This window comes from Spirillospora albida, from assembly GCF_000718255.1.
GTDB classification, from domain to species: Bacteria; Actinomycetota; Actinomycetes; order Streptosporangiales; family Streptosporangiaceae; genus Spirillospora; species Spirillospora albida.
The window spans coordinates 20424-45574 of sequence record NZ_JOFJ01000019.1; the positions used below are offsets into that span (position 1 = coordinate 20424).

26 protein-coding genes, 1 pseudogene and 1 riboswitch are annotated in these 25151 nt (G+C 72.9%); of the genes and pseudogenes, 18 read left to right on the forward strand and 9 right to left on the reverse strand.

Annotated elements, in window-relative coordinates; all coding sequences use genetic code 11:
- Positions 1-97: 97 nt before the first annotated feature.
- Positions 98-763, forward strand: coding sequence for a DUF4190 domain-containing protein (locus IE99_RS0122930; RefSeq protein WP_030174591.1), 666 nt, complete (start codon positions 98-100; stop codon positions 761-763).
- 66 nt (positions 764-829) lie between these two features.
- Here IE99_RS0122930 and IE99_RS0122935 read toward each other — a convergent pair whose 3' ends face one another.
- Positions 830-1375 (reverse strand): SRPBCC family protein, encoded by a 546-nt coding sequence (locus IE99_RS0122935; protein ID WP_084219825.1) that lies wholly within the window; start codon positions 1373-1375, stop codon positions 830-832.
- 120 nt (positions 1376-1495) lie between these two features.
- Positions 1496-2227, reverse strand: coding sequence for a PIG-L deacetylase family protein (locus IE99_RS0122940; RefSeq protein ID WP_245623313.1), 732 nt, complete (start codon positions 2225-2227; stop codon positions 1496-1498).
- Between the two features lie 222 nt (positions 2228-2449).
- Here IE99_RS0122940 and dhaK point away from each other — a divergent pair, with 222 nt between their 5' ends.
- The 3 genes from dhaK to IE99_RS0122955 are packed head-to-tail and all read left to right on the forward strand — an operon-like array spanning position 2450 to position 4445.
- Complete coding sequence (dhaK, locus tag IE99_RS0122945) at positions 2450-3445, forward strand: dihydroxyacetone kinase subunit DhaK (protein WP_030174597.1); 996 nt, start codon at positions 2450-2452, stop codon at positions 3443-3445.
- Positions 3442-4065, forward strand: a complete 624-nt coding sequence (gene dhaL, locus IE99_RS0122950; RefSeq protein WP_245623314.1) for a dihydroxyacetone kinase subunit DhaL — start codon at positions 3442-3444, stop codon at positions 4063-4065. The genes dhaK and dhaL overlap by 4 nt, the downstream gene beginning before the upstream one ends.
- Positions 4062-4445 carry a PTS-dependent dihydroxyacetone kinase phosphotransferase subunit DhaM gene (locus IE99_RS0122955; protein WP_030174601.1) on the forward strand — a complete coding sequence of 128 codons (384 nt, stop codon included), beginning with the start codon at positions 4062-4064 and terminating at the stop codon, positions 4443-4445. Before dhaL ends, IE99_RS0122955 begins: the two co-directional genes overlap by 4 nt.
- A 30-nt stretch (positions 4446-4475) precedes the next feature.
- Here the strand turns inward: IE99_RS0122955 and IE99_RS32085 are convergent, their stop codons facing one another.
- Positions 4476-4766 carry a protealysin inhibitor emfourin gene (locus IE99_RS32085; protein WP_030174603.1) on the reverse strand — a complete coding sequence of 97 codons (291 nt, stop codon included), beginning with the start codon at positions 4764-4766 and terminating at the stop codon, positions 4476-4478.
- On the opposite strand from IE99_RS32085, the gene IE99_RS32090 reads away from it, so the two are divergent.
- Together IE99_RS32090 and pcrA are read left to right on the forward strand one after the other, a co-directional pair.
- Complete coding sequence (locus tag IE99_RS32090; RefSeq protein WP_030174606.1) at positions 4765-5037, forward strand: hypothetical protein; 273 nt, start codon at positions 4765-4767, stop codon at positions 5035-5037. The genes IE99_RS32085 and IE99_RS32090 overlap by 2 nt on opposite strands.
- Before the next feature lie 70 nt (positions 5038-5107).
- The gene (pcrA, locus tag IE99_RS0122970; RefSeq protein WP_211258898.1) at positions 5108-7366 is read left to right on the forward strand and encodes a DNA helicase PcrA; all 2259 of its coding nucleotides are present in this window, start codon (positions 5108-5110) and stop codon (positions 7364-7366) included.
- A gap of 3 nt (positions 7367-7369) precedes the next feature.
- On the opposite strand, the gene IE99_RS0122975 is transcribed toward pcrA, so the two are convergent.
- The 3 genes from IE99_RS0122975 to IE99_RS0122985 form a co-directional block, all read right to left on the reverse strand.
- Positions 7370-8986 carry a GMC oxidoreductase gene (locus IE99_RS0122975; protein ID WP_030174612.1) on the reverse strand — a complete coding sequence of 539 codons (1617 nt, stop codon included), beginning with the start codon at positions 8984-8986 and terminating at the stop codon, positions 7370-7372.
- A 150-nt stretch (positions 8987-9136) separates the two neighbouring features.
- A complete protein-coding gene (locus tag IE99_RS0122980; RefSeq protein WP_030174620.1) occupies positions 9137-9709 on the reverse strand; it encodes a TetR/AcrR family transcriptional regulator in 573 nt (190 codons plus the stop codon).
- Positions 9710-9794: 85 nt separating this feature from the next.
- Positions 9795-10133: a hypothetical protein gene (locus IE99_RS0122985; protein WP_030174624.1), complete on the reverse strand. Its 339-nt coding sequence runs from the start codon at positions 10131-10133 to the stop codon at positions 9795-9797.
- Positions 10134-10286: 153 nt separating this feature from the next.
- Here IE99_RS0122985 and IE99_RS0122990 point away from each other — a divergent pair, with 153 nt between their 5' ends.
- Both IE99_RS0122990 and IE99_RS0122995 read left to right on the forward strand, forming a co-directional pair.
- Positions 10287-10625 (forward strand): DUF5713 family protein, encoded by a 339-nt coding sequence (locus tag IE99_RS0122990; protein ID WP_211258899.1) that lies wholly within the window; start codon positions 10287-10289, stop codon positions 10623-10625.
- A gap of 137 nt (positions 10626-10762) precedes the next feature.
- On the forward strand, positions 10763-11530 hold the full coding sequence (locus tag IE99_RS0122995) for a sulfite exporter TauE/SafE family protein (protein WP_030174629.1): 768 nt from the start codon (positions 10763-10765) through the stop codon (positions 11528-11530).
- Here the strand turns inward: IE99_RS0122995 and IE99_RS0123000 are convergent.
- Entirely contained in the window at positions 11527-12915 is a 1389-nt protein-coding gene (locus tag IE99_RS0123000) for a glycoside hydrolase family 15 protein (protein ID WP_030174632.1), read from the reverse strand. The genes IE99_RS0122995 and IE99_RS0123000 overlap by 4 nt on opposite strands.
- Before the next feature lie 292 nt (positions 12916-13207).
- On the opposite strand from IE99_RS0123000, the gene sucC reads away from it, so the two are divergent.
- The 3 genes from sucC (at position 13208) to IE99_RS0123015 (ending at position 17081) form a co-directional block, all read left to right on the forward strand.
- Entirely contained in the window at positions 13208-14386 is a 1179-nt protein-coding gene (gene sucC / locus IE99_RS0123005; RefSeq protein ID WP_030174635.1) for an ADP-forming succinate--CoA ligase subunit beta, read from the forward strand.
- On the forward strand, positions 14386-15273 hold the full coding sequence (gene sucD, locus IE99_RS0123010) for a succinate--CoA ligase subunit alpha (RefSeq protein ID WP_030174637.1): 888 nt from the start codon (positions 14386-14388) through the stop codon (positions 15271-15273). The genes sucC and sucD overlap by 1 nt, the downstream gene beginning before the upstream one ends.
- Positions 15274-15416: 143 nt before the next feature.
- Positions 15417-17081 carry a cell division protein PerM gene (locus tag IE99_RS0123015; protein ID WP_425423850.1) on the forward strand — a complete coding sequence of 555 codons (1665 nt, stop codon included), beginning with the start codon at positions 15417-15419 and terminating at the stop codon, positions 17079-17081.
- Between the two features lie 20 nt (positions 17082-17101).
- Here the strand turns inward: IE99_RS0123015 and IE99_RS0123020 are convergent, their stop codons facing one another.
- The gene (locus tag IE99_RS0123020; RefSeq protein WP_051713070.1) at positions 17102-17521 is read right to left on the reverse strand and encodes a hypothetical protein; all 420 of its coding nucleotides are present in this window, start codon (positions 17519-17521) and stop codon (positions 17102-17104) included.
- Positions 17522-17621: 100 nt separating this feature from the next.
- Here IE99_RS0123020 and purN point away from each other — a divergent pair, with 100 nt between their 5' ends.
- The 4 genes from purN to IE99_RS0123040 all read left to right on the forward strand — a co-directional run bounded on the left by purN (position 17622) and on the right by IE99_RS0123040 (position 21181).
- Positions 17622-18290: a phosphoribosylglycinamide formyltransferase gene (purN, locus tag IE99_RS0123025; RefSeq protein ID WP_084219831.1), complete on the forward strand. Its 669-nt coding sequence runs from the start codon at positions 17622-17624 to the stop codon at positions 18288-18290.
- Entirely contained in the window at positions 18271-19833 is a 1563-nt protein-coding gene (gene purH, locus IE99_RS0123030; protein WP_211258900.1) for a bifunctional phosphoribosylaminoimidazolecarboxamide formyltransferase/IMP cyclohydrolase, read from the forward strand. Before purN ends, purH begins: the two co-directional genes overlap by 20 nt.
- A gap of 137 nt (positions 19834-19970) precedes the next feature.
- Positions 19971-20147: a hypothetical protein gene (locus IE99_RS32095; protein ID WP_157610453.1), complete on the forward strand. Its 177-nt coding sequence runs from the start codon at positions 19971-19973 to the stop codon at positions 20145-20147.
- Positions 20148-20196: 49 nt separating this feature from the next.
- Positions 20197-20283, forward strand: a riboswitch (ZMP/ZTP riboswitch).
- A gap of 46 nt (positions 20284-20329) precedes the next feature.
- Positions 20330-21181, forward strand: a complete 852-nt coding sequence (locus IE99_RS0123040; protein ID WP_030174653.1) for a bifunctional methylenetetrahydrofolate dehydrogenase/methenyltetrahydrofolate cyclohydrolase — start codon at positions 20330-20332, stop codon at positions 21179-21181.
- Between the two features lie 502 nt (positions 21182-21683).
- On the opposite strand, the pseudogene IE99_RS33730 reads toward IE99_RS0123040, so the two are convergent.
- Positions 21684-21884, reverse strand: a pseudogene (locus tag IE99_RS33730) (FHA domain-containing protein); the annotation flags it as partial.
- Positions 21885-22092: 208 nt separating this feature from the next.
- Here IE99_RS33730 and IE99_RS29660 point away from each other — a divergent pair.
- The 3 genes from IE99_RS29660 (at position 22093) to IE99_RS0123060 (ending at position 25137) form a co-directional block, all read left to right on the forward strand.
- Complete coding sequence (locus tag IE99_RS29660) at positions 22093-22557, forward strand: DUF3017 domain-containing protein (protein ID WP_084219861.1); 465 nt, start codon at positions 22093-22095, stop codon at positions 22555-22557.
- 148 nt (positions 22558-22705) lie between these two features.
- Entirely contained in the window at positions 22706-23923 is a 1218-nt protein-coding gene (locus IE99_RS0123055) for an NADP-dependent isocitrate dehydrogenase (protein WP_030174662.1), read from the forward strand.
- A 224-nt stretch (positions 23924-24147) separates the two neighbouring features.
- Positions 24148-25137 (forward strand): malate dehydrogenase, encoded by a 990-nt coding sequence (locus IE99_RS0123060; RefSeq protein WP_030174664.1) that lies wholly within the window; start codon positions 24148-24150, stop codon positions 25135-25137.
- The last annotated feature ends 14 nt before the right edge of the window (positions 25138-25151 follow it).

The window sequence follows — 25151 nt, forward strand, 5'->3', positions numbered from 1 at the left end:
CACTGTGACACAGTCGCTGGTCATGACATATCCCCCCGGACCGGGATCTCCCGGTAATCCGCCCTCACCCTCCTATCCGCCGCCGCCCGGCCCCGGCATGCCCGGCTCGCACGGCGCGAACGACAAGACCAACCCGCTCGCGATCGCGAGCCTCGTGACCGGGCTGCTCGGCTGCTTCGCGGTCCTCGGCGCCATCCTCGGCTTCATCGCGCTGAACCAGATCAAGCAGCGCGGCGGGCGCGGGCGCGGCATGGCCGTCGCGGGCATCGTCCTCTCCGTCCTGTGGACGATCGGCGGCGCCGTCACCTGGTTCTTCATCTTCGCCGCGGCCTCCGATGACGACCGGTCGGACGGCATCCGCCCGACCGACCGGCGGACCGGGAAGAAGGTCGACGTCAAGCAGATGAAGGTCGGCGACTGCATCAACGACAACTCCGGCGCGGCCACCGCGACGGACGCGCCGGTCGAGGTCTCGTCCGTCAAGATCGTCCCGTGCAACGGCCCGCACGACGGCGAGGTCCTCTCGGTGTTCCGGCTGTCCGCGGTGACGATGCCGAGCGACGCGGAGATGAGCCGGCAGGCCCGCCTCGGCTGCCGCGCCCGGATCGGCGCGCGGCTCAACCGCGACCCCGCCGCGTCCCAGCTCGCGTCGTCGTTCTACTACCCGACGGCGGCCACGTGGGCGCGCGGCGACCGCATGGTCACCTGCGTCGCCGTGCACGCCACCGAGGGCCGCAAGCTCACCCGGCGCCTGCGCGCCTGACCCGCCCGAGCGCCCGGCGCTCGACCCCCGCTGGGCGGCCGGCCCGCCGCCCGGTCGCGGGGGCCGTCAGATGGCGCCCGGCAACCGCGCCGGACAGCCCGGCTCGCAGCGCTCCGCGTGCCACGCGACCCGCCGGACGTGCGCGTCGAGCCGCCGCCGCAGCAGCGCCCGCACGAGCGGTCCCATCCCCGGGACACCCCGTCGCTCGAACGCGGCGCGCCAGCGGATCAGCGTCTCCGACCCGAGCGGCTCCAGCGTGATGTCCGCCCGGTAGCCGGGCGGAAGGCCCGAGAAGACGACGTACCCGTAATGGTGCGGCGGATCGTAGGCGATGACCCGGCGCCGCGACGGCCGGATGTGCCAGACCGCCCCGATCCCGTTGGGATGCTCGTCGCCCTCGCTCACGCGCCTCGCCTGGGCCCGGAACCCGGCCCATTCGTCCCACGCCTCGCCCACGCTCAGATGCTTGTAGATCACCTCGATGGGCGCGACCGTCGTGGCGGTCACCTCGACGGCGCGTCCGGCACCGTCCCGCTCCGCCGCGCCGTCCTGTCGTGCCGCGTCGTCTCGGGGCGCCGCGTCCTCCTGCGGTGCTGAGTTCTCCTTCGGCATGGCGACTTCCCCCCGGCTGTCCCCCATGTCCCGGGTCAGATGCCCGTTGGGAGCGACATTACGGCGTCCGGCGCGCCACCGTTTGGAACGAACCACAAGGGGTCAGGGGAATGTGGCGGTTCAGACGGTCGAGAAGACCTGGAACGGTTCGGCGAGCCGTCCGTCCGGCAGCCCGGCCGCCGTCGCGGTCGCCGCCAGCCACCCCCGCAGCCCGTCCGCCAGCTCGTCGCCGAGATGCCCGACCTGGCTGGCGTGCGACCGCAGCGCGGTCAGCTTCCGCTCGAACCGGTCGGTGACGTCGACGACGTGGTTCACGATCGGGCCGCCGGTCAGCCACACCTCCCGCACCGTCCACGCCCCCAGCCCCTCGTCGACGAGCAGCTCGGGGAACGCATGCGGGTTGCGCGCGTCAGGGTAGACGGCGTCGAGCGCCGCCGCCCCCACCGCCCTGTGGTCGGGGTGGCTCGGATGGATGCGCTCGTAGTTGCGGTCCGGGCTCTGCGTGAGCACCCGGTCCGGCCGCACCTGCCGGATGACCCGCGCGATGTCGCGGCGCAGCCCGAGCGTCGCCTCCAGGCTGCCGTCCGCGTAGCCCAGGTACCGGACGTCCTCAACGCCGATCGACTTGGCCGCCGCGCGCTGCTCGTCCCGCCGCAGCGCGGCCAGCTCCGCCCGCGTGATCCCGTCGTCGGAGCCGCCCGCGTCGCCGTCGGTGATCATCAGGTACGCCACCTCGATGCCGCGGTCGGTCCAGCCCGCGACCGTGCCCGCCGCGCCGAAGTCGACATCGTCGGGATGCGCCATCACGGCGAGGACCCGCCGCACTTCACCGTCGTCCAGAACGCTCGTCACAGTTTCAACCATATGCGGCGCGGCGCCGGCGCGCCCGGGCCCGGCGGCCCCTGTCGTCAGGCCCGATCGGGCACTGTCGCCTCACCGGATCGTGCCTGTCGCCAGGGCCCGATCGGGCCCACCGTCAGGCCCGCTTGGGCCCTGTCGTCAGGCCCGCTTGGGCCCTGTCGTCGGGCCCGCTTGGGCCTGGGACGCCCCGTCGCGCCGGGGTACAGCTGAGGCATGCGCAAACTCATCAACGCCCCCGCCGGCGTCGTGGCCGACGCGCTGCGCGGCCTCGCCGCCGCGCATCCCGAGCTGCGGGTCGACCCCGGCCTCGGCACGGTCGTGCGCGCCGACGCCCCGGTCACCGGGAAGGTCGCCCTGGTGTCGGGCGGCGGCTCCGGCCACGAGCCGCTGCACGGCGGGTTCGTGGGCCCCGGCATGCTGGACGCCGCGTGCGCCGGTGAGGTCTTCACGTCCCCCGTCCCGGACGCCGTCATCGCCGCCACCGCGGCGGTGAGCAGCGGCGCCGGAGTAATTCACCTTGTAAAGAATTATACCGGCGACGTCCTCAATTTCCGGATGGCCGCCGAACTGGCGGAGGACGAGGACATCGAGGTCGAGTCCGTCCTCATCGACGACGATGTCGCCGTCGAGGACTCCCTCCACACGGCCGGGCGCCGCGGCACCGGAGCCGCCCTCTTCGCCGAGAAGATCGCGGGAGCGCTCGCCGAGGAGGGCGCCGGCCTCGGGTCCGTCGCCGCCGTCGCCCGCGAGGTCGTCACCCGCAGCCGCTCGTTCGGCGTGGCGCTGTCGCCGTGCACCGTCCCCGAGGCCGGGACCCCCACCTTCGAGCTGGGGGAGGGCGAGATGGAACTCGGCGTCGGCATCCACGGCGAACCGGGCCGGCGGCGTGTGAAGGCGGGGACCGCCACCGAGATCGTGGACGCCGCCCTGACCGCGATCGACGCCGACATGCCCCTCGACGGCGCCGACCTGCTCGTCCTCGTGAACGGCATGGGCGGGACGCCGCTCATCGAGCAGTACGTCGCGTACGCGGCCGTGGCGGACTGGCTGGCGGGCCACGGCGCGACCGTCGCCCGCCCCCTGATCGGCCCCTACGTGACCAGCCTGGAGATGGCCGGTGTCATGATCAGCGTCTGCCGGCTGACGCCCGACCTCACCCGCCTCTGGGACGCGCCGGTGCAGACCCCCGGCCTGCGGTGGGGCCGGTGAGCGCCGCGGCCTGGATCATCCGCGCCGCCGCGCTCGTCGCGTCCGAGGCCGACCGCCTCACCCGCCTGGACGCCGCGATCGGCGACGGGGACCACGGCCACAACCTCGACCGGGGGTTCACCGCCGCCGCGGCGGCCATCGATGGCGCCGCCGTCGACCGGGAGGCCCCGCCCGGCCGGATTCTGATCGCCGCAGGGCGGGCGATCGTGTCGAGGACGGGCGGCGCGTCCGGCCCCCTCTACGGGACGGCGCTGCGCCGCGCGGGCAAGGCGCTGGGCGACGCGCCCGTCGTCTCCGCCGCCGGCCTTGGCGACGCGCTCCGGGCCGCGCTCGACGGCGTCACCGAACTCGGCGGGGCGTCCGAGGGCGACAAGACGATGGTGGACGCGCTGGCCCCCGCCGTCGCCGCCTGCGAGAACGCCCTCGCGGAAGGCGGTGACCTGGAAACCTGCGCGCGTGCCGCCGCCGAGGCCGCCGCTGCGGGCGCGGACGCGACCGTCCCTCTCCAGGCCCGCAAGGGACGCGCCAGCTACCTCGGCGAACGCAGCATCGGCCACATCGACCCGGGGGCGGTGTCGACCGCGCTCATCCTGCGCGCGCTCGCGGAGACCGCGTCATGAGCACGGTGGGCATCGTGGTGATCTCCCACAGCCGCGCCCTGGCCGCGGGCGTCGCGGAGGTGGCGCGCGCGATGGGCGTCGGAAAGGCCGTCGTGGAACCCGCCGGAGGCGGCCCCGACGGCGGGCTCGGCACCAGCATCGACCTGGTGGAACAGGCCATCGACGCGGCGGACGGCGGAGCCGGCGTCCTGCTCCTCGCCGATCTCGGCGGCTCCGTCCTCACCGCGCGGCTCGCCATCGAGGACCGCGCGGACGCCGTCTTCGCGGACGCCCCGCTCGTCGAGGGCGCCGTCGCGGCGGCGTCGATGGCCGCGACCGGCGCCGGTCTGGCCACCGTCAAGGCCGCCGCCGAGGCCGCCGCGTCCCACCGAAAGACCTGACCGCCCGCCGGGGTGATCGCAGCCGGTGGCTCAGGGACCCGACAGCAGGGTCGTCAGCGGGGAGCCCGCCCGCTCGGACGGGTCGCCCTGCACCTCGTACACGGTGGGCGCCGCCGACGGCACGTCCAGGACGGTGACCCGGTAGGCGGGCAGGTCGGCGCCGATCTCCCCCAGCGCGCCGTCCGCGCTCGCCTCGCCCAGCGCCGACACCGCGTCCTCGACCTGTTTCGCCTGTTCGGCGGGCATGTCCTCGGTGTCGTACAGCGCCACCGTGACCTCCCGGCCCGCGAGACCGCCGGTGCTCTCCACCTTCACGCGCATGCCGCACCCCATCTTCCCGGCGGGCCCGGTACGGCCCGCGCTCCCGGTCGTCATGCCCGTGAAAGCGGGTGTGCCGACCGGGAGCGAGGACGTTTTTTCCGTCCGGCTGGTCGCCGAACGCCCGCCGCAGCTCCTCCAGGTCATCGTGGAGGATGTCGTCGTCGGTGAGCGATCCGCCCGCGGTGGGCTTCTCGCCGTCGACCGCGTAGTACTCGGGCACCGGCACCGCGCGCTCGGCCGGGCGGCGGGGTTTGGCTCCCCGGCCCGGTGACTCCGCGGTGACGCGTCGATGGCGGCGAGAGCGCCGAAAAGGTCGTCCCGGCGCCGTAGACTCGCACATGATGTCGAAGACCGAAGCCCACCCCCTGCTCGAAGGCCTGAACCCGCAGCAGCGCGCCGCCGTCCTGCACTCGGGCGGCCCCCTGCTGATCGTGGCGGGCGCCGGCTCGGGCAAGACGCGGGTGCTCACCCACCGCATCGCGCACCTGCTCGGCGAGCGGGACGTGCACCCCGGCCAGATCCTCGCGATCACCTTCACCAACAAGGCCGCCGCCGAGATGAAGGAGCGCGTCGACACCCTCGTCGGGCCCCGCTCGCGCGCCATGTGGGTGATGACGTTCCACTCGGCGTGCGTCCGGATCCTGCGCCGCGAGGCGAAGCGGCTCGGCTTCCCCAGCGGCTTCTCGATCTACGACCAGGCCGACGCGCAGCGCCTCATGGCGCTCGTCTGCCGGGAGCTCGACCTCGACCCGAAGCGGTACCCGCCGAAGTCGTTCAGCGCCCAGGTGTCGAACCTGAAGAACGAGCTGATCGACTACGAGACGTTCAAGGCGCGCGCGACGACGCACATGGAGCAGACGCTCGGCGAGGCGTACGAGATGTACCAGGCGCGGCTCCAGCAGGCCGGCGCGATGGACTTCGACGACCTCATCATGCTGACCGTCAACCTGCTCCAGATCTTCCCGGAGGCCGCCGAGCACTACCGGCGCCGGTTCCGGCACGTCCTCGTCGACGAGTACCAGGACACCAACCACGCGCAGTACCGGCTGGTCCGCGAGCTGACCGCGCCGGTCGAGGGCGTCGGCGCGGCCGAACTCTGCGTCGTCGGCGACGCCGACCAGTCGATCTACGCGTTCCGCGGCGCGACCATCCGCAACATCCTCGAGTTCGAGCGCGACTACCCCGAGGCGACGTCGATCCTGCTGGAGCAGAACTACCGCTCCACGCAGACGATCCTGACCGCCGCGAACGCGGTCATCGAGCGCAACGCCGACCGCAAGCCCAAGAAGCTGTGGTCCGACCAGGGCGAAGGCCACAAGATCACGGGCTATGTGGCCGACAACGAGCACGACGAGGCCGCGTTCGTCGCCCACGAGGTCGACCGGCTCACCGACGCGGGCGACGCCCGTCCCGGCGACGTCGCCGTGTTCTACCGCACCAACGCCCAGTCCCGCGTCTTCGAGGAGGTGTTCATCCGCACCGGCCTGCCGTACAAGGTCGTCGGCGGTGTCCGCTTCTACGAGCGCAAGGAGATCCGGGACGCCCTCGCCTACCTGCGGGTGCTCGCGAACCCCGAGGACACCGTCTCCCTGCGCCGCATCCTGAACGTCCCGAAGCGCGGCATCGGCGACCGCGCGGAGGCGTGCGTCGAGGCGTACGCGTCCCGAGAGCGGCTCTCCTTCTGGCAGGCGCTGCGCGTCCCCGAGGACGTACCGGGCATGGCGACCCGCTCCATCAACGCCGTCCGCGAGTTCGTCACCCTGCTCGACGGGCTGCGCGCCGCCGCCGAGACCCTCACCCCCGCCGACCTGATCGCCGAGATCCTCGGGCGGAGCGGCTACCTCGCCGAACTCCAGGCGTCCAAGGACCCGCAGGACGAGACCCGCGTCGAGAACCTGCACGAGCTCGAGGCGGTCGCCCGCGAGTTCGAGGAGCGCCTCGACGGCGAATCCGCCGAGGGCCGCCTCCCCGACTTCCTCGAACAGGTCGCCCTGGTCGCCGACGCCGACTCCATCCCCGGCGGCGCGAAGGGCAACCCGGTGCCCCCCGGCGAGCAGCCCGAGGAGACCGAGCACGGCGTCGTCACCCTCATGACCCTGCACACCGCGAAGGGCCTCGAATTCCCCGTCGTGTTCCTGACGGGCATGGAGGACGGCGTCTTCCCGCACCTGCGCGCGATGAGCAACCCGAAGGAGCTCGAGGAGGAGCGCCGTCTCGCCTACGTCGGCATCACCCGCGCCCGCCGGCGACTCTACCTGTCCCGCGCCACGATGCGCAGCTCGTGGGGCGCGCCCCAGGTCAACCCGCCGTCCCGCTTCCTCGGCGAGGTCCCGACGCCGCTCATCGACTGGGAGCGCGAGGCGTCCACCACCACGTCGGCGATGACGCGGATGGCGAGCCGCCCCGGCGTCCGCTCCCCGGGCAACCGCGACGTCCCGTCCCTGGCCCCGGGCGACAAGGTCACCCACGACGCGTTCGGCCTCGGCACCGTCGTGTCCGTCGACGGCGCCGGCGACAAGGCCGCCGCCAGCGTCGACTTCGGCGGCGAGTACGGCGTCAAGCGCCTCGTCCTGCGCTACGCCCCGGTCGAGAAGCTGTAGCCCTCAGAACACCCGTCCGACGTCGCGGCGCACGATCGTGGCCATGCTGTGCTCGGCGAGCGCCGCGATCGTCATGGACGGGTTGCACGCCCCGGTCGAGCCCGGGATCCGCGCGCCGTCGAGCACGTAGAGGCCGCGGTGCCCGAGGACCCGCCCGTACCGGTCGACGGCGCCGTCGACGGGCATGCCGCCGAGCGCGTGCCAGGTGGACGGCTCCAGCGCGTTCGTGTCGATCATGACGCCGCCGCCGGCGCGGGTGAGCGCGTCCATGCGTCCCTTGATGAGCTTCTGCAGCCCGGCCTCGGCGCTCGCGGGCCAGGTCAGGCGGGCGTCGTCGAGGAACGGGTCGTACGTCCACCGCCCGGCGGGCTTGACGATCCCGAACCCGACGGCGGTCATCGCTTTGATCGGCGCGGGCGGCAGCAGCGGCGACCCCGCGTGGATGATCGTGTAGGGGATCGGTGCGTCCGGGACGCGTCCCCCGACGCACGCCGGCCCGCCCTGGCTGAACCCCGGGTCGCCGTCGGGCTGCAGCCAGAAGAAGATGCGGTCGCCGTTGTTGCCCCAGCCCGTCCCGACCGCGTCCGGCAGGTCCGGGACGAGCCGCTTCGCCCGCGCCTTCACCATGAGCCGGGTCGTGCCGGGCGAACCCGCGTTGAGGAACACCGCGTCCGCGACGATCCTCTTGTGCTCCAGAACGGTGCCGCCGGTGTCGATCCGGTCGACGTGCAGCACCCACCGCCTACGGGCGTCCATCGAGACGTCCCGGACCACATGGAGCGGCGCGACCTGCACCTTCCCGGTCTTCTCGGCGGCAGCCAGGTAGGTGACGTCGATCGAGTGCTTGCCGCCGTTGTTGACGCCGAACGTCAGGTCGCTGGTGATGTACGTCGGCTTGTACCTGCCCTCGAGTTCGCCGCGGACGAACCGCCAGTCGACGGGCAGCGGCACCTTGAACGTCTCCAGGCCCGCCTTCGGCGCGACGTCCAGGAACAGCCGCGAGGACCGGTAGGGGGCCGTGGCGAGGATGTCGTCCGGGACCGTGGAGATCTTCAGCATCTTCGCGACCGAGGGGTACGCCCACCGCTCCAGGTCTCCGTAGACGCCGGCGAGCGACGGCATAGACGCGGCGAAGTACTCCTCTGTGGGCTGCAGCGTCATGCCGTGGTACATCAGCGATCCGCCGCCGACCGCCGCGCCGCAGTTGACGGTCATGCCCTGGCCCTTGATGGTCTCCAGGACGCCGGTGAAGGGCTTCCAGTTCTTGACGACGCCGGGGATCGTGCTGTGGTCGGTCAGCCAGGACGACCGGTTGTCGACGTCCGCCATCCGCGCGAACGTCGTGGCGTTCGGCCCGGTCCGCCACCGCAGCCCCCGCTCCAGCACCAGCGTCCGCACCCCGGCCCGCGCGAGCCGCAGCGCGGTCACACCGCCGCCGAACCCCGTGCCGACCACCACGGCCCGCGCGCGATGCGTCGTCACGGGGACCCGCTCGCGCGGGGCGGCGTGCGCCGTCCCGGATCCGGCGGCGATTCCGAGCCCGCCGAGCGCGGCGGCCCCGAGGACGGCGCGGCGGCTGACGGGGGGCACGGCGGGGGGCACGGCGGGGCTTTCGGGCATGGCGATACTCCTGTCGGGGGGATGCGCGGAGATCGGAAGCCAGCGGTTACCGGCAGGTAGACGCTGTGGAGCGTAACCGGCGAGATCCACGACTGTCTAGCCGATCGGCTAGGAAGTCACTAGCCGATCGGCTATCACCGGTTCGTCGGATCAGTCCCGCGGACGGCGCAGCGGGCGCAGCCGCAGCAGCCGGCGGGCTGTGTCGAGGAGGTGCCGGTGCAGCACGTCGTCGTCCAGTTCCGCGAGCCGTGGATCCATTCCGGCCGCCATCAGCCCCCCGCTGACCACGGCCGCGTTCACAAGATCCTCCGGGCCCGGATCCGGCCCGGTGATGATGGCGTTGATGCGCTCTTCCAGGGAGAACAGCACCTGGTGCTCCCGGACCAGCCGGCTCACGGCGGGATCGGCCAGGATGATGCCCATGACCCGGCGGTTGCGCACCACCAGGTCCACCACGCCTTCAAGCGCCGTCCCGAGCCGCTCCGATCTGCGCCGCCGGGCCTCGGCACGCTCCGCCACCTCGGCCAGCTCGTCCAGCGCGGGCGCGACGACCGCCCAGACGATGTCCTCTTTGCTCTGGAACTGGTGGTACACCGCCGCCTTGGTGACCCCGAGCCCGTCCGCGATCATCTGCAGCGACGTGCCGCCCACCCCGTGCCGGACGAACAGCTCCAGCGCGACGTCCAGCACCCGCTCCCGCGCCCCACCCCGCCTGCCGCCCATCCGGACCCCCGCTCTCGTGCCGCATGCAGCCTACAAACGGCACGAGAGCGAAGAAGCCGACCGCGCTCAGGACGCGGCCCCGGAATCAGGCGAACTCGACGCCGCCGCTGTAGGTGAAGGCGTTCAGCCCGCACACCGCCGTCGACTTCGTGTCGGGACCGGCGGCGACCCAGGGCCCCGACGTCTGGTAGCGGCTCGGGATCCGGCCGTCGATACGCGCGCACGTGGCCTTCGCGCGGTACATGCCGTCGCCCTGAGCGCATTTCACCGTGAGGCTCCGCCCCCCGCCCCACGTGTAGGTGCACCCGGACGGCGCGGCGTTCGCCGGCGCGCCCAGCGCGGTGACGACACCGGCCGTCACCATCGCCCCCGTGGTGAGGGTGACGGCCCTGCGCACCCAGCGGTTCCCCCGTGCCTTGCTCATCATCGCTCCCTTCGCCCCGACCCCCGTCGGGTGCTGGGCACAACCCTGGCAAGCGCCGCCGGAGGGCGCACGGGATCAGCGTCCTCATTCGCCGGGGATGCGAACCAGGGACATATCCGGGACATTCCGTCCCGCCGCTACGCTGACCAGATCATGATCAGTAATGAGCGGGCACGCGGCCACGCCTTCCTCGCCGGCATGTACGCCGACGGCTACTTTCCCGATCACGTCGTCGATATGGGGAAGGCGATCCTGCTGCGGCTTTGCGAGCGGATCGAGGCCGAGCGCCCGGCGGATCTGGCGGCGCTCTACGCGCTGACCCAGGCCGCGACGGAGGAGTTCAACGACCTGGAGGCCGAGTTCGACGCGGCCGGCAGCGAGATCGAGACCGTCGCGCGCGAGGTGATCGCCGAGGACTTCGCCGTCATCGCGGAGGCATACGGCTTCCCCGACGCCGATGTGGAGACGCTGATCGGCACCCGCGACTGGTGACGGGCCGCCGGCCGATCGGAACCGGGCGTCCTGCCTGGCCGGGTGTGGTCGGGGCGGGCGCGCGGAACCGGCCCGCGGCCGGTCTGTACAGTCATGGGTGATGTTGGTTTGACTCATTACCCCCCCCGGGAGCCCGCTTGGACGCCGAGCATGTCGTCATGCTGCTGGCCGCCGCCGTGGCGGCGGGGTGGGTGGACGCGGTGGTCGGGGGCGGCGGGCTGATCCAGCTGCCCGCGCTGCTGCTGGCCAACCCGGGGGCGCCGGTCGCGACGGCGCTGGCGACCAACAAGCTCGGGTCCATCGGCGGGACGTCCTCCGCCGCCTACGCCTACCTGCGGAAGGCCCGGCCCGATCTCCGGGTGGCGCTTCCGGCGGCGGGGCTCGCGGTCGCGTTCGCGGCGGTCGGGGCGCTCGGCGCGGCGGCCATCTCGTCGGACGTCCTCAAGCCCGTGATCATGGTGGTGCTGCTGGCCGTCGCGGCGCTCGTGGTGCTCAAGCCCGAGCTCGGCCGGGCGCCGCGGCTCGTGCGCCGGACGCGGCGGAGGGTGGCGGCGGCCGTCCTGGTGCCCGGGGTCGTCATCGCGTTCTACGACGGGCTCGTCGGGCCGGGCACGGGGACGTTCCTCGTCATCGCGTTCACCACCGTGCTGGGCGTCGACTTCGTCACCGCGTCCGCCACGTCCAAGCTCATCAACGCCGGGACGAACCTCGGCGCGCTCCTGGTGTTCGCCGCGCAGGGCCATGTGCTGTGGGCGATCGGGCTCGCGATGGCCGCGTGCAACAGCGTCGGCGCGCAGGTGGGCGCACGCACCGCGATCAAGCGGGGCACCGGGTTCGTGCGGGCCGTGCTGCTCTGCGTCGTGGGCGCGCTCGTCCTCAAGCTCGGCTACGAGCAGTTCGGCTAGGCGGGCGGGATCGGGAGGGGGCGTTCCAGCGACGCGAGCGTCAGCAGGACGAGAGACGCCGTCCAGCCCAGGGGTGCGACGCCGGCCTGCTCGCCGTTCTCGCCGACCTTCTCCGGCAGGACGCCCAGCGAGGTCGCGTGCCGGGCCAGCCAGTCGAGCTCCTGCGCCGCCTTCGCCTCGCGGCCGGACGCCGCCGCGTTCAGCGCGAACAGGGCCGTCTCCGGCGTCCAGGCGACGTCGGGGTCGCCCGACCAGTACTCGCCCGGAAGGACGCCGCCGTTCGGCAGGGCCAGCTTGCGCGCGGCGTCGGAGACCGCGGCCGACACGGACGGGTCGAGCGGCGCGAACGGGGGCGCGATGAAGGTCACGGACGTGTCCATGTGGCCGCCCTGGACGGGGGAGCGCGGGTACCCGTGCGGCGCGAAGTGCCGGACGACCGCGCCGCCGACGCGGTGCGCGGCGGCGCGCCAGCGGGCGGCCTCGGCGGGGCGGGCGTAGCCGTCCGCGATCGCGGCGGCCGAGCGCAGCCCCGCGAGGACGGGGCCGACGACGCCGAGGGTCGGGCGGTCCGGCGCCTGCTCCCGGGTGACCCGGCGCTCCCAGTAGTCGGGCGAGGGCGGCGGCAGGCCGTCCGGGCCGAGGGAGCCTGCCAGGTGGTCGGCGGCGCGCCGCACCATCGGCCACAGCTCCGGGACGTGCTCGGACGGCTCCAGCGTGCGCAGCAGCCAGCTCGACCACAGCATCCAGCCGAGCGCGTCGGTCTGCGGCTCGCGGCCGTCGATGACGGCGGTCCCGTCGGGGTGGTAGCGCGCGGCCCAGCGGCCGTCGTCGTGCTGGACGTTCGCGAAGAAGCGGAGGATGCGGACGGCCTCGGACGTGTGGCCGGTCACGGTGAAGGCGGCGGCGGCGAACGCCGAGTCGCGCGGCCACGTGTACTCCCACGCCCCGTACCAGGACGCGAGGGACGCGCCGTTCGGCCGCGTCAGCATGTGCAGGTCGAGCAGGGCGCGGACCGCCATCTCGCGGTGCGCGCCGCCGCCGGGAACGGCGCCGCGCGCGAGCCAGGCCCGGTCGGAGCGGACCGCCGCCCGGACCCGCCGGTCGCTCGCGCGCACCAGGATCGTCCCGGCGGTGCCGGGCTCGACGAGCCGCACCCGGCCGTCGGCCAGCCGGACGACCGTGCTGTCCGGCAGGTAGGACGCGCCGTCGGCCTCGTCCGGGGGGAGCGGGACGCCCGTGGAGGGCCAGCCGCACCCGCCGACGAGTCCGGGGCTCGTCCAGCCCGGACGTTCCGGCCGGTCCGGGGCGGCCGCGCCGCCGGCGCCGATCAGGGCGGCCGCGACGAGGATCGCGGTCGCCGTCCGAAACCCATGAACCCCCGACAAGCCCCGCACCCCTTAACGATCCCCGCATACCCGTCACGCCGCCCGCCCCTACATCTAACCCCGGAAACGGGTGCGCCCATCCCGGGTACAGGGTCCGTGCCCGCAAGGAACGCATCCATACCCTGCGGATTCGGGGGAAAGGGCGGCCGACGAGACCCGGCGGCGTCACCATGAAGAGGGGTTTACTAGGCTGCATCGACGGAGCGGACCGCAGGGTGGCGGCACCGCACGGGCATCCGTGCACTCCCCACTCGAGTGGTCATTGGCTGTCGATCCGTAAAGGGACGCCCTCGTGGACCTGTTCGAACATCAGGCGAAGGAACTCTTCGCCGAGTACGGGGTACCGGTGCCCACCGGCAAGGTCGCCCATACTCCCCAGGAAGCACGCGCCATCGCGGAGGAACTCTTCTCCGCCGGCGGTAAGAAGGTCGTCGTCAAGGCCCAGGTGAAGACCGGGGGCCGCGGCAAGGCCGGCGGCGTGAAGCTGGCCGACAACGCCGACGAGGCGGAGGACCTCGCCGGTCGGATCCTCGGCATGGACATCAAGGGCCACACGGTCCACAAGGTCCTGATCGAGGAGGGCAGCGCGATCGCGCAGGAGTACTACTTCTCCTTCCTGCTCGACCGCGCCAACCGCACCTTCCTCAGCATCTGCTCCGTCGAAGGCGGCGTGGAGATCGAGGAGGTGCCGCACGACCGGCTCGCGCTGGTGCCGATCTCCCCGCTGGAGGGCGTCGACCGCGCCAGGGCGCGGGCGATCGCCGAGCAGGGCCGCCTGCCCGAGGAGGCGCTGGACGGCGCCGCCGAGCTCATCGAGCGGCTCTGGGCCGTCTTCATCGACGAGGACGCCACCCTCGTCGAGGTGAACCCGCTCATCCTCACCGCCGACGGCCAGGTGAAGGCCCTCGACGGCAAGGTCACCCTCGACGACAACGCCGGGTTCCGCCAGGAGCACGACAAGCTCGAGGACAAGGCCGCCACCGACCCGCTGGAGGCCGCGGCGAAGGCCAAGGACCTCAACTACGTGAAGCTCGACGGCACCGTCGGCATCATCGGCAACGGCGCCGGGCTGGTCATGTCCACCCTCGACGTCGTGTCCTACGCCGGAGAGGACTTCGGCGGCCAGAAGCCCGCGAACTTCCTCGACATCGGCGGCGGCGCGTCCGCCGAGGTCATGGCGGACAGCCTGGAGATCGTCCTGTCGGACGCCGACGTCAAGTCGGTGTTCGTCAACGTCTTCGGCGGGATCACGGCCTGCGACGCCGTCGCGAACGGCATCGTCACCGCGTACAAGCTGCTCGCCGAGCGCGGCGAGACCGTGAACCGCCCCCTCGTCGTCCGGCTCGACGGCAACAACGCCGAGCTCGGACGCGAGATCCTCTCCGACGCGGCGCTGCCCGGCGTCGAGCGGGTCGACACCATGGACGAAGCGGCCAAGCGCGCCGCCGAACTCGCCGCGGCAGGTGCATGATGGCCATCTGGCTCACCGAGAACAGCAAGATCATCGTCCAGGGCATGACCGGCTCGGAGGGCATGAAGCACTCCCGCCGGATGCTCGCGGCCGGCGCCCAGGTCGTCGGCGGCGTGAACGCCCGCAAGGCCGGGACGAGCGTCGACTTCGACGGCACGAACCTGCCGGTGTTCGGCACGGTCGCCGAGGCGATGGCCGAGACGGGCGCGGACGTGTCCGTGGTCTTCGTCCCGCCGAAGTTCACCAAGGACGCCGCGATCGAGGCGATCGACGCCGAGATCCCCCTCGCCGTCGTCATCACCGAGGGCATGCCCGTCCATGACACGGCCGTCTTCTGGGCGCACGCCGGTGCGAAGGGCGACAAGACCCGCATCATCGGGCCGAACTGTCCAGGCATCGCGTCGCCCGGCAAGTCGAACGCGGGCATCATCCCGGCCGACATCACCACCCCCGGCCGGATCGGGCTCGTGTCCAAGTCGGGCACGCTGACCTACCAGATGATGTACGAGCTGCGCGACATCGGCTTCTCCACCTGCGTCGGCATCGGCGGCGACCCGATCATCGGGACGACCCACATCGACGCCCTCCAGGCGTTCCAGGACGACCCGGAGACCGACGCCATCGTCATGATCGGCGAGATCGGCGGCGACGCCGAGGAGCGCGCGGCCGCCTACGTCGAGAAGAACGTGACGAAGCCGGTTGTCGGCTACGTCGCGGGCTTCACCGCCCCCGAGGGCAAGACGATGGGCCACGCGGGCGCGATCGTGTCCGGCTCCGCCGGCACCGCGCAGGCGAAGAAGGAGGCCCTGGAGAAGGTCGGCGTCCGCGTCGGGAAGACCCCGAGCGAGACCGCCGTCCTGATGCGGGAGATCATGAAGAACCTCTGACCTCCGCCGCGAGTTCACGGATAAGACGTCCGGGCCGTCCAGGTCCGGGCGTCTTTCCGTTTCCCGCCGGGGATCGCGGGACGGGACGACAAAGGCGACACGCCGGGCCCAGGGGCGCGCCGGGGGATCGGCGGGGTGCCAGCATGGACCGCGTGAGCGACGAGAGGCCAGGACAGCGCGTATCGTCCGATGCCCGGCGGGCCGCCCCGGCCGCGCGGCCGCTGCAGGTGTCGGGGCTCGTGGCGGCGCTGTGGTGCATCGGGATCGGGCTCGCCGTCCTCACCACGATCACACTGATCGGCTGGATCGCCGCGCCCCGCACCGCCCTCGGACACGGCATGCCCGGCGTGTTCCGGACGGCCGTGAACTTCTGGCTCGTGTCCCACCACGCGGGGTTCAGCACCGCGCACGGGCGGGTGGGGCTGCTGCCGCTCGGCGTGCTCGTCCTGCCGGGCGCGATGCTCTACCGGGGCGGCGCGTGGATGATCCGCGGGGCCGGGCGGCCCCGCCGGCCGCGCGCCGCGGTGGTGCGGGTGGCGCTGGCCCTCGCCGTCCCGTACTCGGTCCTCGCGGCGCTGCTCGCGCTGGCCGCGGCGGGGCCGACCGTGCAGCCGTCGGCGTGGCAGGCGCTGGTCGCGTCGTTCGTCGTGGCGGTCGTGGCGGGCGGGCTCGGCGCGGCGCGGGCCGTGGTCGCCGCGCAGGTCGCGGCGCAGGCGCGGGGCGAGCGGGTCCGGTCCGGGCTCGGGGCGCTGCTGCGGCTGCTGCCGCCGCGCCCGCGGTCCCTCGTGATCGGGGTGACGGGTTCGGTGGCCGTGCTGCTCGCGTCGGGCGCGCTGCTGGTCGGCGTGTCGCTCGCGCTGCACATGCGGGACGCGACGCGCCTGTACGACATGCTCGCCCCCGGCGTCGTCGGCGGCGCGCTGCTCCTGCTGGTCGAGCTCGCGTTCCTGCCGAACGCGGTGATCTGGGGCATGGCGTACGCGGTCGGCCCCGGGTTCTCCGTCGGGACGCGGACGAGCGTCTCCCCGACCGGCGTCTTCCTGGACGCGGTGCCCGCCTTCCCGCCCCTGGCGGCCCTGCCGGAACCCGGCCCGGCCCCGGTCATCTCACTGCTGGCGCTCGCCGCGCCGTTCGTGGCGGGGGCCGTGGGCGGCACCCTGACGATCCGCACGATGCCCAGCTCCGTGGACGAGGCGGCCCCGCTGTGGGGGTTCGCGTCCGGGGCGCTGACGGGCGTGGTCGCGGCCGTCCTCACCGCCCTGTCGGGCGGCCCCCTCGGCGGCGGGCGCCTCACGACCGTCGGGCCGTCCACCTGGCAGGTCGGGCTGATGGCGGCGCTGGAGGTCGGGGTCTCGGCGGCCATCGCGGCCTGGGTCGCGAACCGGATGCAGCGGCGGCGGGCGGCCGGGCCGTCCCGCCCGGAGAAGGCCCCCGAGCGCCCGTCCGCGCGCAAGGCCGCGGCCCCGCCGGTACCGGTCCCCGTCCCCGCGCCCGTGCCGGTGGAGCCCGAGCCGGCTCCCGCTCCCGCGCCCACCGCGCCGCAGGCTCCGGACCCGCTCCAGTTCGAGGAGGCCGAACCCGTCCTGGCGCGCCGCCGTCCGCGGCGCAAACCGCCCGTCCGGGACGAGCCGTCCGGCACCGTCGTCGTCGAAGGCCATCTTGACGAGGACCCCGACCCCGACCGCGACCCCGGCTCGGAGCACGAGCCGGGGCCCGAGCCGGACGAGGAGCCCCTCCCGCGCCCGAGGGACGACCCCGAGCGCACCGAGAAGCGCGGCGGCGCCATCTACGTCCTCCGCGACGAGTAGCCCGCCCCGGAGGCCGAGGGCTAGAACAGGCCGCCGTAGCGGTCCATGCTGCCCGGGGGCAGGTCGAGCTTCTTCTCGATCTTCGGGAAGTGCTCGTCGCGGCACGCCTGCTCGTCGGTGTTCGTGTTGGCCTTGCCGAGGCACTCCTCGTACCGGTTCAGCTCGGGCCACAGGTACGCCGTCACCGCGACGGACGCGGCCGACACCGTCAGGCCGATCCCGCCGAGGACGATCCCCCCGAGCGCGCCCGGCGCCTTCTCGGCGGCGGCCCTCGCGGCCCGGCGGGCGCGGATCCCCACGATCAGTGCCGCCACCCCGAGGACGAGCCCCAGCGGGTAGAAGAACAGCGCGGTGAACAGCGCGAAGGCGCCCAGCCAGAGGGCCCGCAGGCCCGTGCTCCGGACCGTCTTGCCCGCCGGCGCCGGCGGCTGCTCGCTCACGTTCGTCGTCCTCCTGACCATGGGTGCCTGGCATGCCGAGCTGGGCCGATAGGCTTCGTGTCGATCCGACCGAACCCCGTCGTCCATCAGGGAGTCATTGGTGCCCGCCCGGCTCGTCGTCCTCGTCTCCGGCGCGGGGACCAACCTACAAGCGCTGCTCGACGCGTGCGCGGATCCAGCCTACGGGGCGGAGGTCGTCGCCGTCGGGGCGGACCGCCGGGACATCGCCGGGACGGAGCGCGCCGTGCGCGCGGGCCTGCCCGCGTTCACCGTCTGCATCCCCGATTTCGCGAGCCGGGACGACTGGGACGCCGCGCTCACCGCCGAGGTCGCGAGGCACGAGCCCGACCTCGTGGTGTCCGCCGGCTTCATGAGGATCCTCGGCCCGCGCTTCCTCGCCGCGTTCGGCGGCCGCACCGTGAACACGCACCCGGCGCTGCTCCCGTCGTTCCCGGGCGCGCACGCGGTTCGCGACGCCCTGGCGTACGGGGTCAAGGTCACGGGCTGTACGGTGCACTTCGTCGACGAAGGCGTGGACACCGGACCCGTCATCGCCCAGGAGACCGTCCCCGTGGGCTGGCATGACGACGAAGACTCCCTGCACGAGCGCATCAAGCGGGTGGAGCGCCGGCTCCTGGTCGACGTCGTCGGGCGGCTGGCCCGCGACGGCTGGACGACGCGGGGCAGGCGGGTCTCACTGAAGTGCAGGACCTGCAGGGATTCGTCCGACGATGAGGGGAGCTCGGCCGGTGAGCCGTGTGGCGATTAGGCGCGCGCTGGTCAGCGTGTACGACAAGACCGGGCTGGAGGACCTGGCCCGCGGCCTGCACGAGGCCGGCGTGGAGATCGTGTCCACCGGGTCGACGGCGGCGCGGATCGCCGCCGCCGGGGTGCCGGTCATGAAGGTCGAGGAGCTCACCGGGTTCCCCGAGTGCCTGGACGGCCGGGTCAAGACCCTGCACCCCCGGGTGCACGCGGGGCTGCTCGCCGACCGGCGCAAGGACGAGCACGGCCGGCAGCTCGACGAGCTCGGCGTCGCGCCGTTCGACCTGGCCGTGGTGAACCTGTACCCGTTCGCGGCGACGGTCGCGTCCGGTGCGGCGCCGGACGAGTGCGTCGAGCAGATCGACATCGGCGGCCCCACGATGGTGCGCGCCGCCGCGAAGAACCACGCGAGCGTGTCGGTCGTCGTCGACCCGGCCGCGTACGGGGACGTCCTGGCCGCCGTGAAGGCGGGCGGGTTCACCCTCGAGGAGCGCCGCCGCCTCGCCGCCCTCGCGTTCGCGCACACCGCGTCCTACGACGTGGCCGTGGCGTCGTGGTTCGCGGGCGCCTACGCGCCGGACGAGACCGCCGCCGACACGCGGTGGCCCGACTTCCTCGGCGCCACCTGGGAGCGGTCGAACCCGCTGCGGTACGGCGAGAACCCGCACCAGCGCGCCGCCCTGTACCGCACGCCAGGCGAGACCGGCCTGGCCGGCGCCGAGCAGCTGTACGGCAAGGAGATGTCGTACAACAACTACGTCGACACCGACGCGGCCCGCCGCGCCGCGTACGACTTCGCCGAGCCGGCCGTGGCGATCATCAAGCACGCCAACCCGTGCGGCATCGCGACGGCGGCGGACATCGCCGAGGCGCACCGCAGGGCGCACGCCTGCGACCCGGTGTCCGCCTACGGCGGCGTGATCGCGGCGAACCGCCCGGTCACCGCCGCGATGGCGCGGCAGGTGACGGAGAGCTTCGCCGAGGTGCTCGTCGCCCCCGCGTTCGAGGACGAGGCCGTCGAGGTCCTCAAGGAGCGGTTCAAGAACATCCGCCTGCTCGTCTGCCCCGACGCCCCCGAGGGCGGCACCGAGTACCGCCGGATCGACGGCGGCCTGCTGCTCCAGTCGGTCGACGGGATCGACGCGCCCGGCGACGACCCGTCCGCCTGGGAGCTGAAGGCGGGCGCCGCCGCCGACGAGGCGACCATGCGCGACCTCGCGTTCGCGTGGCGGGCGTGCCGGTCGGTGAAGTCGAACGCGATCCTGCTCGCCGCGGACGGCGCGACCGTCGGCGTCGGGATGGGCCAGGTCAACCGGGTCGACTCGGCGAAGCTCGCGGTCGCCCGCGCCGGAGACCGGGCCGCGGCGGCGGTCGGCGCGTCCGACGCGTTCTTCCCGTTCCCCGACGGCCTGGAGGTGCTCGCGGAGGCGGGCGTCCGGGCCATCGTGGAGCCGGGCGGGTCCGTCAAGGACGACCTCGTCATCGAGGCGGCGGAGAAGGCCGGGATCACCCTCTACTTCACGGGCGTCCGGCACTTCTTCCACTGATCATGACCTGCGGAGACCCGGCGGGGGACCCCCTCGCCGGGTTTTTCGGTCCCTTTACTCTTCCGCGTTGGTAGCCTCGCATTCGCCGCGCCTCCTTGACCGTTCCGTGACCGTCGCGCGGCCCTTGGGAGGCGTTGATGGACGACCTGGTGATCCTCGCCGTGGGCATGATCGCCCAAGCCGACTCCCTGCTGCTGGAGTCCCGGCAGCTCGTCGGCCTGATCGCGGCGGCGCTCGCGGCGATGCTGGCCGCGCAGCTCGGCTGGCACGGCACCGACCGCCTCATCGCCTGGCGCCGCCCCGACGAGGACTGACCCGCGCTCCGGACGGGCCCGCGGAACGCCCGTCCGGCGCCGCTACCATGGACTTCGACGCGACTGGCGCGGTCAAGGTGGATCACCACCGGGGAGCGAACCAACAGTCCGGACACCGCGCGCCTGGGTGGACGGGACCTCGAGCCGGGCTCGGTCCCGGCGCGACCCACGCGGAGGAAACCATGACGGCACAGATCCTGGACGGCAAGGCGCTCGCCGCCGCGATCCGCTCCAACCTCAAGGGCCGCGTCGAGGCGCTGCGCGAGCGCGGCGTCGCCGTCGGGCTCGGCACCGTCCTCGTCGGCGACGACCCCGGCAGCAACGCGTACGTGAACATGAAGCACCGCGACTGCGCCGAGGTCGGCATCGAGAGCATCCGCCGCGACCTGCCCGCCGACGCCGCCCAGGACGACGTCGAACGCGCCGTCGCCGAGCTGAACGCCGACCCCGCCTGCACCGGCTACATCGTCCAGCTGCCCCTGCCGAAGGGCCTGGACGAGCAGCGCGTCCTGGAGCGCATCGACCCCGCCAAGGACGCCGACGGCCTCCACCCCACCAACCTCGGGCGGCTCGTCCTCATGCAGCCCGGCCCGCTGCCCTGCACCCCGAAGGGGATCGTCGAGCTGCTGCGCCACCACGACGTCCCGCTGAAGGGCGCCGAGGTCGCCGTCGTCGGCCGCGGCATCACCGTCGGCCGGTCCCTCGGCCTGCTGCTGACGCGCCGCAGCGAGAACGCGACCGTCACCCTCTGCCACACCGCGACCCGCGACCTCGCCGCGCACACCCGCGGCGCCGACATCGTCGTCGCGGCCGCCGGCGTCCCCGGCCTGATCACCGCCGACATGGTGAAGCCGGGCGCCGCGGTCCTGGACGTCGGCGTCTCGCGCGTCGACGGCAAGCTCGCCGGCGATGTCGCCGCCGACGTGATGGACGTGGCCGGCTGGGTGGCCCCGAACCCGGGCGGCGTGGGCCCCATGACCCGCGCGATGCTCCTGGCCAACGTCGTCGAGGCCGCCGAGAACTCCGCCGCCTAGACAGACGGCCCCGCCCCACGTGGACACGGCGGCGGGCCCCCCCGCGGGGGGGGGGGGCGCGGGGGGGGGGGGGGGGGGGGGCCCCCCCCCCGGTCGTCCGGCCGTCCACCGGCGGACGCCCCTGCTGCGGGACCTGCACCGGCGGCAGCGGACGGACGAGGCCCATCGCGATGACCTCGTTCGCCAGCCGGGTCCGCCGGTTCGGCCCCTCGGGGATGCGGAACTTCTGGTAGAGGCGCAGCAGGTGCTGCTTGACGGCCGCCTCCGTCACGACGAGGTCCCTGGCGATGTCGCGCGCCGTGGCGGGTGCCACGAACGCCTCGTCCGACAGGGCGGGCCGGCACAGGGCGGTCAGGACGTCCACCTCGCGGCGGGTCAGCTCGGGTGCGACGGCGCGGCGCAGCTCGACATCGGGCTCGACCTCCTCCCGGGGGATTCCCCCCAGGCGGACCCTGGCCGTGCCGAAGCTCACGACATCGCCGTCCTCCAGGACACGGCGGGCGATCGGTCGGCCGTTGACCCGGGTCCCGTTGCGGGACAATCCCAGGTCGACGACATAGACGTATGGGCCACGCCGGATGATCTCGGCGTGCAGACGGGACACACTCGGGTCGTCGAGGTGGACGTCGACTCCTCTCCCTCTCCCGACCGTCGTCACGTCGGGGCGCAGCGGCATCACCAGCCCGCTGTCCTCGATCCGCATGAACGGCCCCTCCACGGCAGTCCTCCCAGCTAGTTAGCGACCCCTGTCGTCCGGGTTACCCGGGCGGGGGTGCGTCACACCCTCCTACCGGCGAGTAGCACTGCCGGGGCAGGGGTTTTCGCGCACCGTCCACCCCGTATCGGACACCCGGCGACAAGCCGGACCGATGTCGTGCGGCGCCCGCCGAGGCACTAACGTGAAGAAGGACATGGCGACACACGGCGCGAACTCCGGCACCCAGGTGCAGCGCCGCCGGCGCAGGGCGCCGCGCGGCCACGGCGCCGCGCCGCACTGGCTCGGCTCGCTGCCGTACCTGCTCGTTCTCGGCGGCGTCGCGGGCGGTCTCGCCCTCTGCGCGCTCGACTACTTCCGCAAGGGCTCGGGCCTGATGGCCGCCGCCCTGCTGCTCGGCGCGCTCGCGCGGCTGCTGCTGCCGGAGTCGCAGCTCGGCCTGCTCGCGGTGCGCAGCCGTCCGGTCGACTGCTGGACGCTCGTGATCCTCGGCGAGACGGTCGCGTTCGTCGCGCTGTCCATCCCGCCGATGAACAAGACGGGCCTCGCCCTCGCGGGCGCCTTCGGGGTGCTGATCATCCTCGCGCTGGCGGTGCGGGGCGTCCGGTACCTGTTCGCCGAGCGGCGCGCCGCCCGCAAGGCGTCCCGTACCGGTAGATGAGACCGGGCTGTCCGCGTTTCCCCTGGTAGGCGGCTGTATAGTGGAAAGTCTGCCGGGGCAGGTCTAGACCTCCTGACGCGCTCGGCTAGCCTTGCCAGTTGAGCCTTACAAGGACTGCTGGCCGGTGTAGGAAAGGGACAGCAACAGCATGCCCAAGATCAAAGTAGCGGGCCCCGTCGTCGAGCTCGACGGCGACGAGATGACGCGGATCATCTGGAAATTCATCAAGGACCAGCTGATTCTCCCGTACCTCGACGTCGATCTGAAGTACTACGACCTCGGGATGGAACACCGGGACGCGACCGACGACCAGGTCACCATCGACGCCGCGAACGCCATCAAGGAGCACGGCGTCGGCGTCAAGTGCGCCACCATCACCCCCGACGAGGCGCGCGTCGAAGAGTTCGGCCTCAAGAAGATGTGGCGGTCCCCGAACGGGACGATCCGCAACATCCTCGGAGGCGTCATCTTCCGCGAGCCCATCGTCGTGTCGAACATCCCCCGGCTGGTCCCGGGCTGGACGAAGCCGATCATCATCGGCCGCCACGCCCACGGCGACCAGTACAAGGCGACGGACTTCGTGGTCCCCGGCCCCGGCAAGGTGACGATCACCTACACGCCGACCGGCGAGGGCGAGCCGATGGAATTCGAGATCGCCGAATTCCCCGGCGGCGGCGTCGCGATGGGCATGTACAACTTCGACGACTCCATCCGCGACTTCGCGCGGACGAGCATGCGGTACGCGCTCAGCCGCGAGATGCCGCTGTACATGTCCACGAAGAACACGATCCTCAAGGCGTACGACGGCCGCTTCAAGGACCTCTTCCAGGAGATCTTCGAGGCCGAGTTCAAGGCCGACTTCGCCGCCAAGGGCCTCACCTACGAGCACCGCCTGATCGACGACATGGTCGCCGCGGCGCTCAAGTGGGAGGGCGGCTTCGTCTGGGCGTGCAAGAACTACGACGGCGACGTCCAGTCCGACACGCTCGCGCAGGGCTTCGGCTCGCTCGGCCTGATGACGTCCGTCCTCATGACGCCCGACGGCAAGACCGTCGAGGCCGAGGCCGCGCACGGCACGGTGACCCGCCACTTCCGGCAGCACCAGCAGGGCAAGCCGACGTCGACCAACCCGATCGCGTCGATCTTCGCCTGGACACGCGGCCTCGAGCACCGCGGCAAGCTCGACTCCCAGCCCGAGGTCGTCAACTTCGCCCGGCAGCTGGAGCAGGTCTGCATCGAGACCGTCGAGAGCGGCCAGATGACCAAGGACCTGGCCCTCCTCGTCGGCGGTGAGACCCCCTGGCTGACGACGCAGGAATTCCTGGAGGCGCTCGACACCAACCTTCAGAAGAAGATCAACGGCTGATCCCGTCCGATCCTCGAAGGCCGTCCCGGATCCGTCCGGGGCGGCCTTCCGCGTCTGTGAGATTTGCGGGGTGCACCTGGCGGGTGCGGGGGAGGTCCCGCGCGATAGCCTGAGGGCGAACTATCTCGACACCGAGAGATCACGCGCGGCGGCGTGGCTCTCGGGCGGTCGGGTTCCCAGGATGGCCGCCTGAGCCACGTCAGGTCACCAGCAGGAGAAGAACAATGACGCGCACCCCAGTCACCGTCACCGTCACCGGCGCCGCGGGCCAGATCGGCTACGCGCTGCTGTTCCGCATCGCGTCCGGGCACCTGCTCGGCGCGGACGTACCCGTACGCCTGCGCCTGCTGGAGATCCCGCAGGCGGTGAAGGCCGCCGAGGGCACCGCGATGGAGCTGGACGACTGCGCGTTCCCGCTGCTGTCCGGCGTCGACATCTTCGACGACGCGACGAAGGCGTTCGACGGCGTGAACGTCGCGCTGCTCGTCGGCGCCCGTCCGCGCACGAAGGGCATGGAGCGCGGCGACCTGCTGGAGGCCAACGGCGGCATCTTCAAGCCGCAGGGCGAGGCCATCAACGCGGGCGCGGCGGACGACGTCAAGGTCCTCGTCGTCGGCAACCCGGCGAACACGAACGCCCTGATCGCGCAGCGGCACGCGCCGGACGTCCCGGCGGGCCGGTTCACCGCGATGACGCGCCTCGACCACAACCGCGCCCTCGCGCAGCTGTCGAAGAAGGCCGCCGTGTCCGTCGCCGACATCAAGAAGATGACGATCTGGGGCAACCACTCGGCCACCCAGTACCCCGACATCTTCCACGCCGAGATCGCCGGCAAGAACGCCGCCGCGACGGTCAACGACCAGGCGTGGCTGGAGAACGACTTCATCCCGACCGTCGCCAAGCGCGGCGCCGCGATCATCGAGGCGCGCGGCGCGTCCTCGGCCGCGTCGGCCGCGTCCGCCGCGATCGACCACGTCCACACCTGGGTGAACGGCACCGCCGAGGGCGACTGGACGTCCATGGCCGTCGTGTCGGACGGCTCGTACGGCGTCGCCGAGGGCATCATCTCCTCCTTCCCCGTCACCACCAGGGACGGCGAGTGGGAGATCGTCCAGGGTCTGGAGATCGACGACTTCTCCCGCGCCAAGATCGACGCCTCGGTGAACGAGCTCGTCGAGGAGCGCGACGCGGTCCGCAAGCTCGGCCTGATCTGAGCCGATCCGACGCT

Excerpts from the sequence above, each read along its gene's own strand:
- IE99_RS32085 (WP_030174603.1), bottom strand. The coding sequence starts at position 4,766 with ATGCGCGTGAAGGTGGAGAGCACCGGCGGTCTCGCGGGCCGGGAGGTC.
- IE99_RS0123015 (WP_425423850.1), top strand. The coding sequence starts at position 15,417 with ATGGACCGCGTGAGCGACGAGAGGCCAGGACAGCGCGTATCGTCCGAT.
- pcrA (WP_211258898.1), top strand. The coding sequence starts at position 5,108 with ATGTCGAAGACCGAAGCCCACCCCCTGCTCGAAGGCCTGAACCCGCAG.
- IE99_RS32090 (WP_030174606.1), top strand. The coding sequence starts at position 4,765 with ATGCCGCACCCCATCTTCCCGGCGGGCCCGGTACGGCCCGCGCTCCCG.
- IE99_RS0123040 (WP_030174653.1), top strand. The coding sequence starts at position 20,330 with ATGACGGCACAGATCCTGGACGGCAAGGCGCTCGCCGCCGCGATCCGC.
- sucD (WP_030174637.1), top strand. The coding sequence starts at position 14,386 with ATGGCCATCTGGCTCACCGAGAACAGCAAGATCATCGTCCAGGGCATG.
- IE99_RS0123055 (WP_030174662.1), top strand. The coding sequence starts at position 22,706 with ATGCCCAAGATCAAAGTAGCGGGCCCCGTCGTCGAGCTCGACGGCGAC.
- IE99_RS0122985 (WP_030174624.1), bottom strand. The coding sequence starts at position 10,133 with ATGAGCAAGGCACGGGGGAACCGCTGGGTGCGCAGGGCCGTCACCCTC.
- IE99_RS0122955 (WP_030174601.1), top strand. The coding sequence starts at position 4,062 with ATGAGCACGGTGGGCATCGTGGTGATCTCCCACAGCCGCGCCCTGGCC.
- IE99_RS32095 (WP_157610453.1), top strand. The coding sequence starts at position 19,971 with ATGGACGACCTGGTGATCCTCGCCGTGGGCATGATCGCCCAAGCCGAC.
- IE99_RS0122980 (WP_030174620.1), bottom strand. The coding sequence starts at position 9,709 with ATGGGCGGCAGGCGGGGTGGGGCGCGGGAGCGGGTGCTGGACGTCGCG.
- IE99_RS0122975 (WP_030174612.1), bottom strand. The coding sequence starts at position 8,986 with ATGCCCGAAAGCCCCGCCGTGCCCCCCGCCGTGCCCCCCGTCAGCCGC.
- IE99_RS29660 (WP_084219861.1), top strand. The coding sequence starts at position 22,093 with ATGGCGACACACGGCGCGAACTCCGGCACCCAGGTGCAGCGCCGCCGG.
- IE99_RS0122935 (WP_084219825.1), bottom strand. The coding sequence starts at position 1,375 with ATGCCGAAGGAGAACTCAGCACCGCAGGAGGACGCGGCGCCCCGAGAC.
- dhaK (WP_030174597.1), top strand. The coding sequence starts at position 2,450 with ATGCGCAAACTCATCAACGCCCCCGCCGGCGTCGTGGCCGACGCGCTG.
- IE99_RS0123060 (WP_030174664.1), top strand. The coding sequence starts at position 24,148 with ATGACGCGCACCCCAGTCACCGTCACCGTCACCGGCGCCGCGGGCCAG.
- IE99_RS0122990 (WP_211258899.1), top strand. The coding sequence starts at position 10,287 with ATGATCAGTAATGAGCGGGCACGCGGCCACGCCTTCCTCGCCGGCATG.
- IE99_RS0122930 (WP_030174591.1), top strand. The coding sequence starts at position 98 with ATGCCCGGCTCGCACGGCGCGAACGACAAGACCAACCCGCTCGCGATC.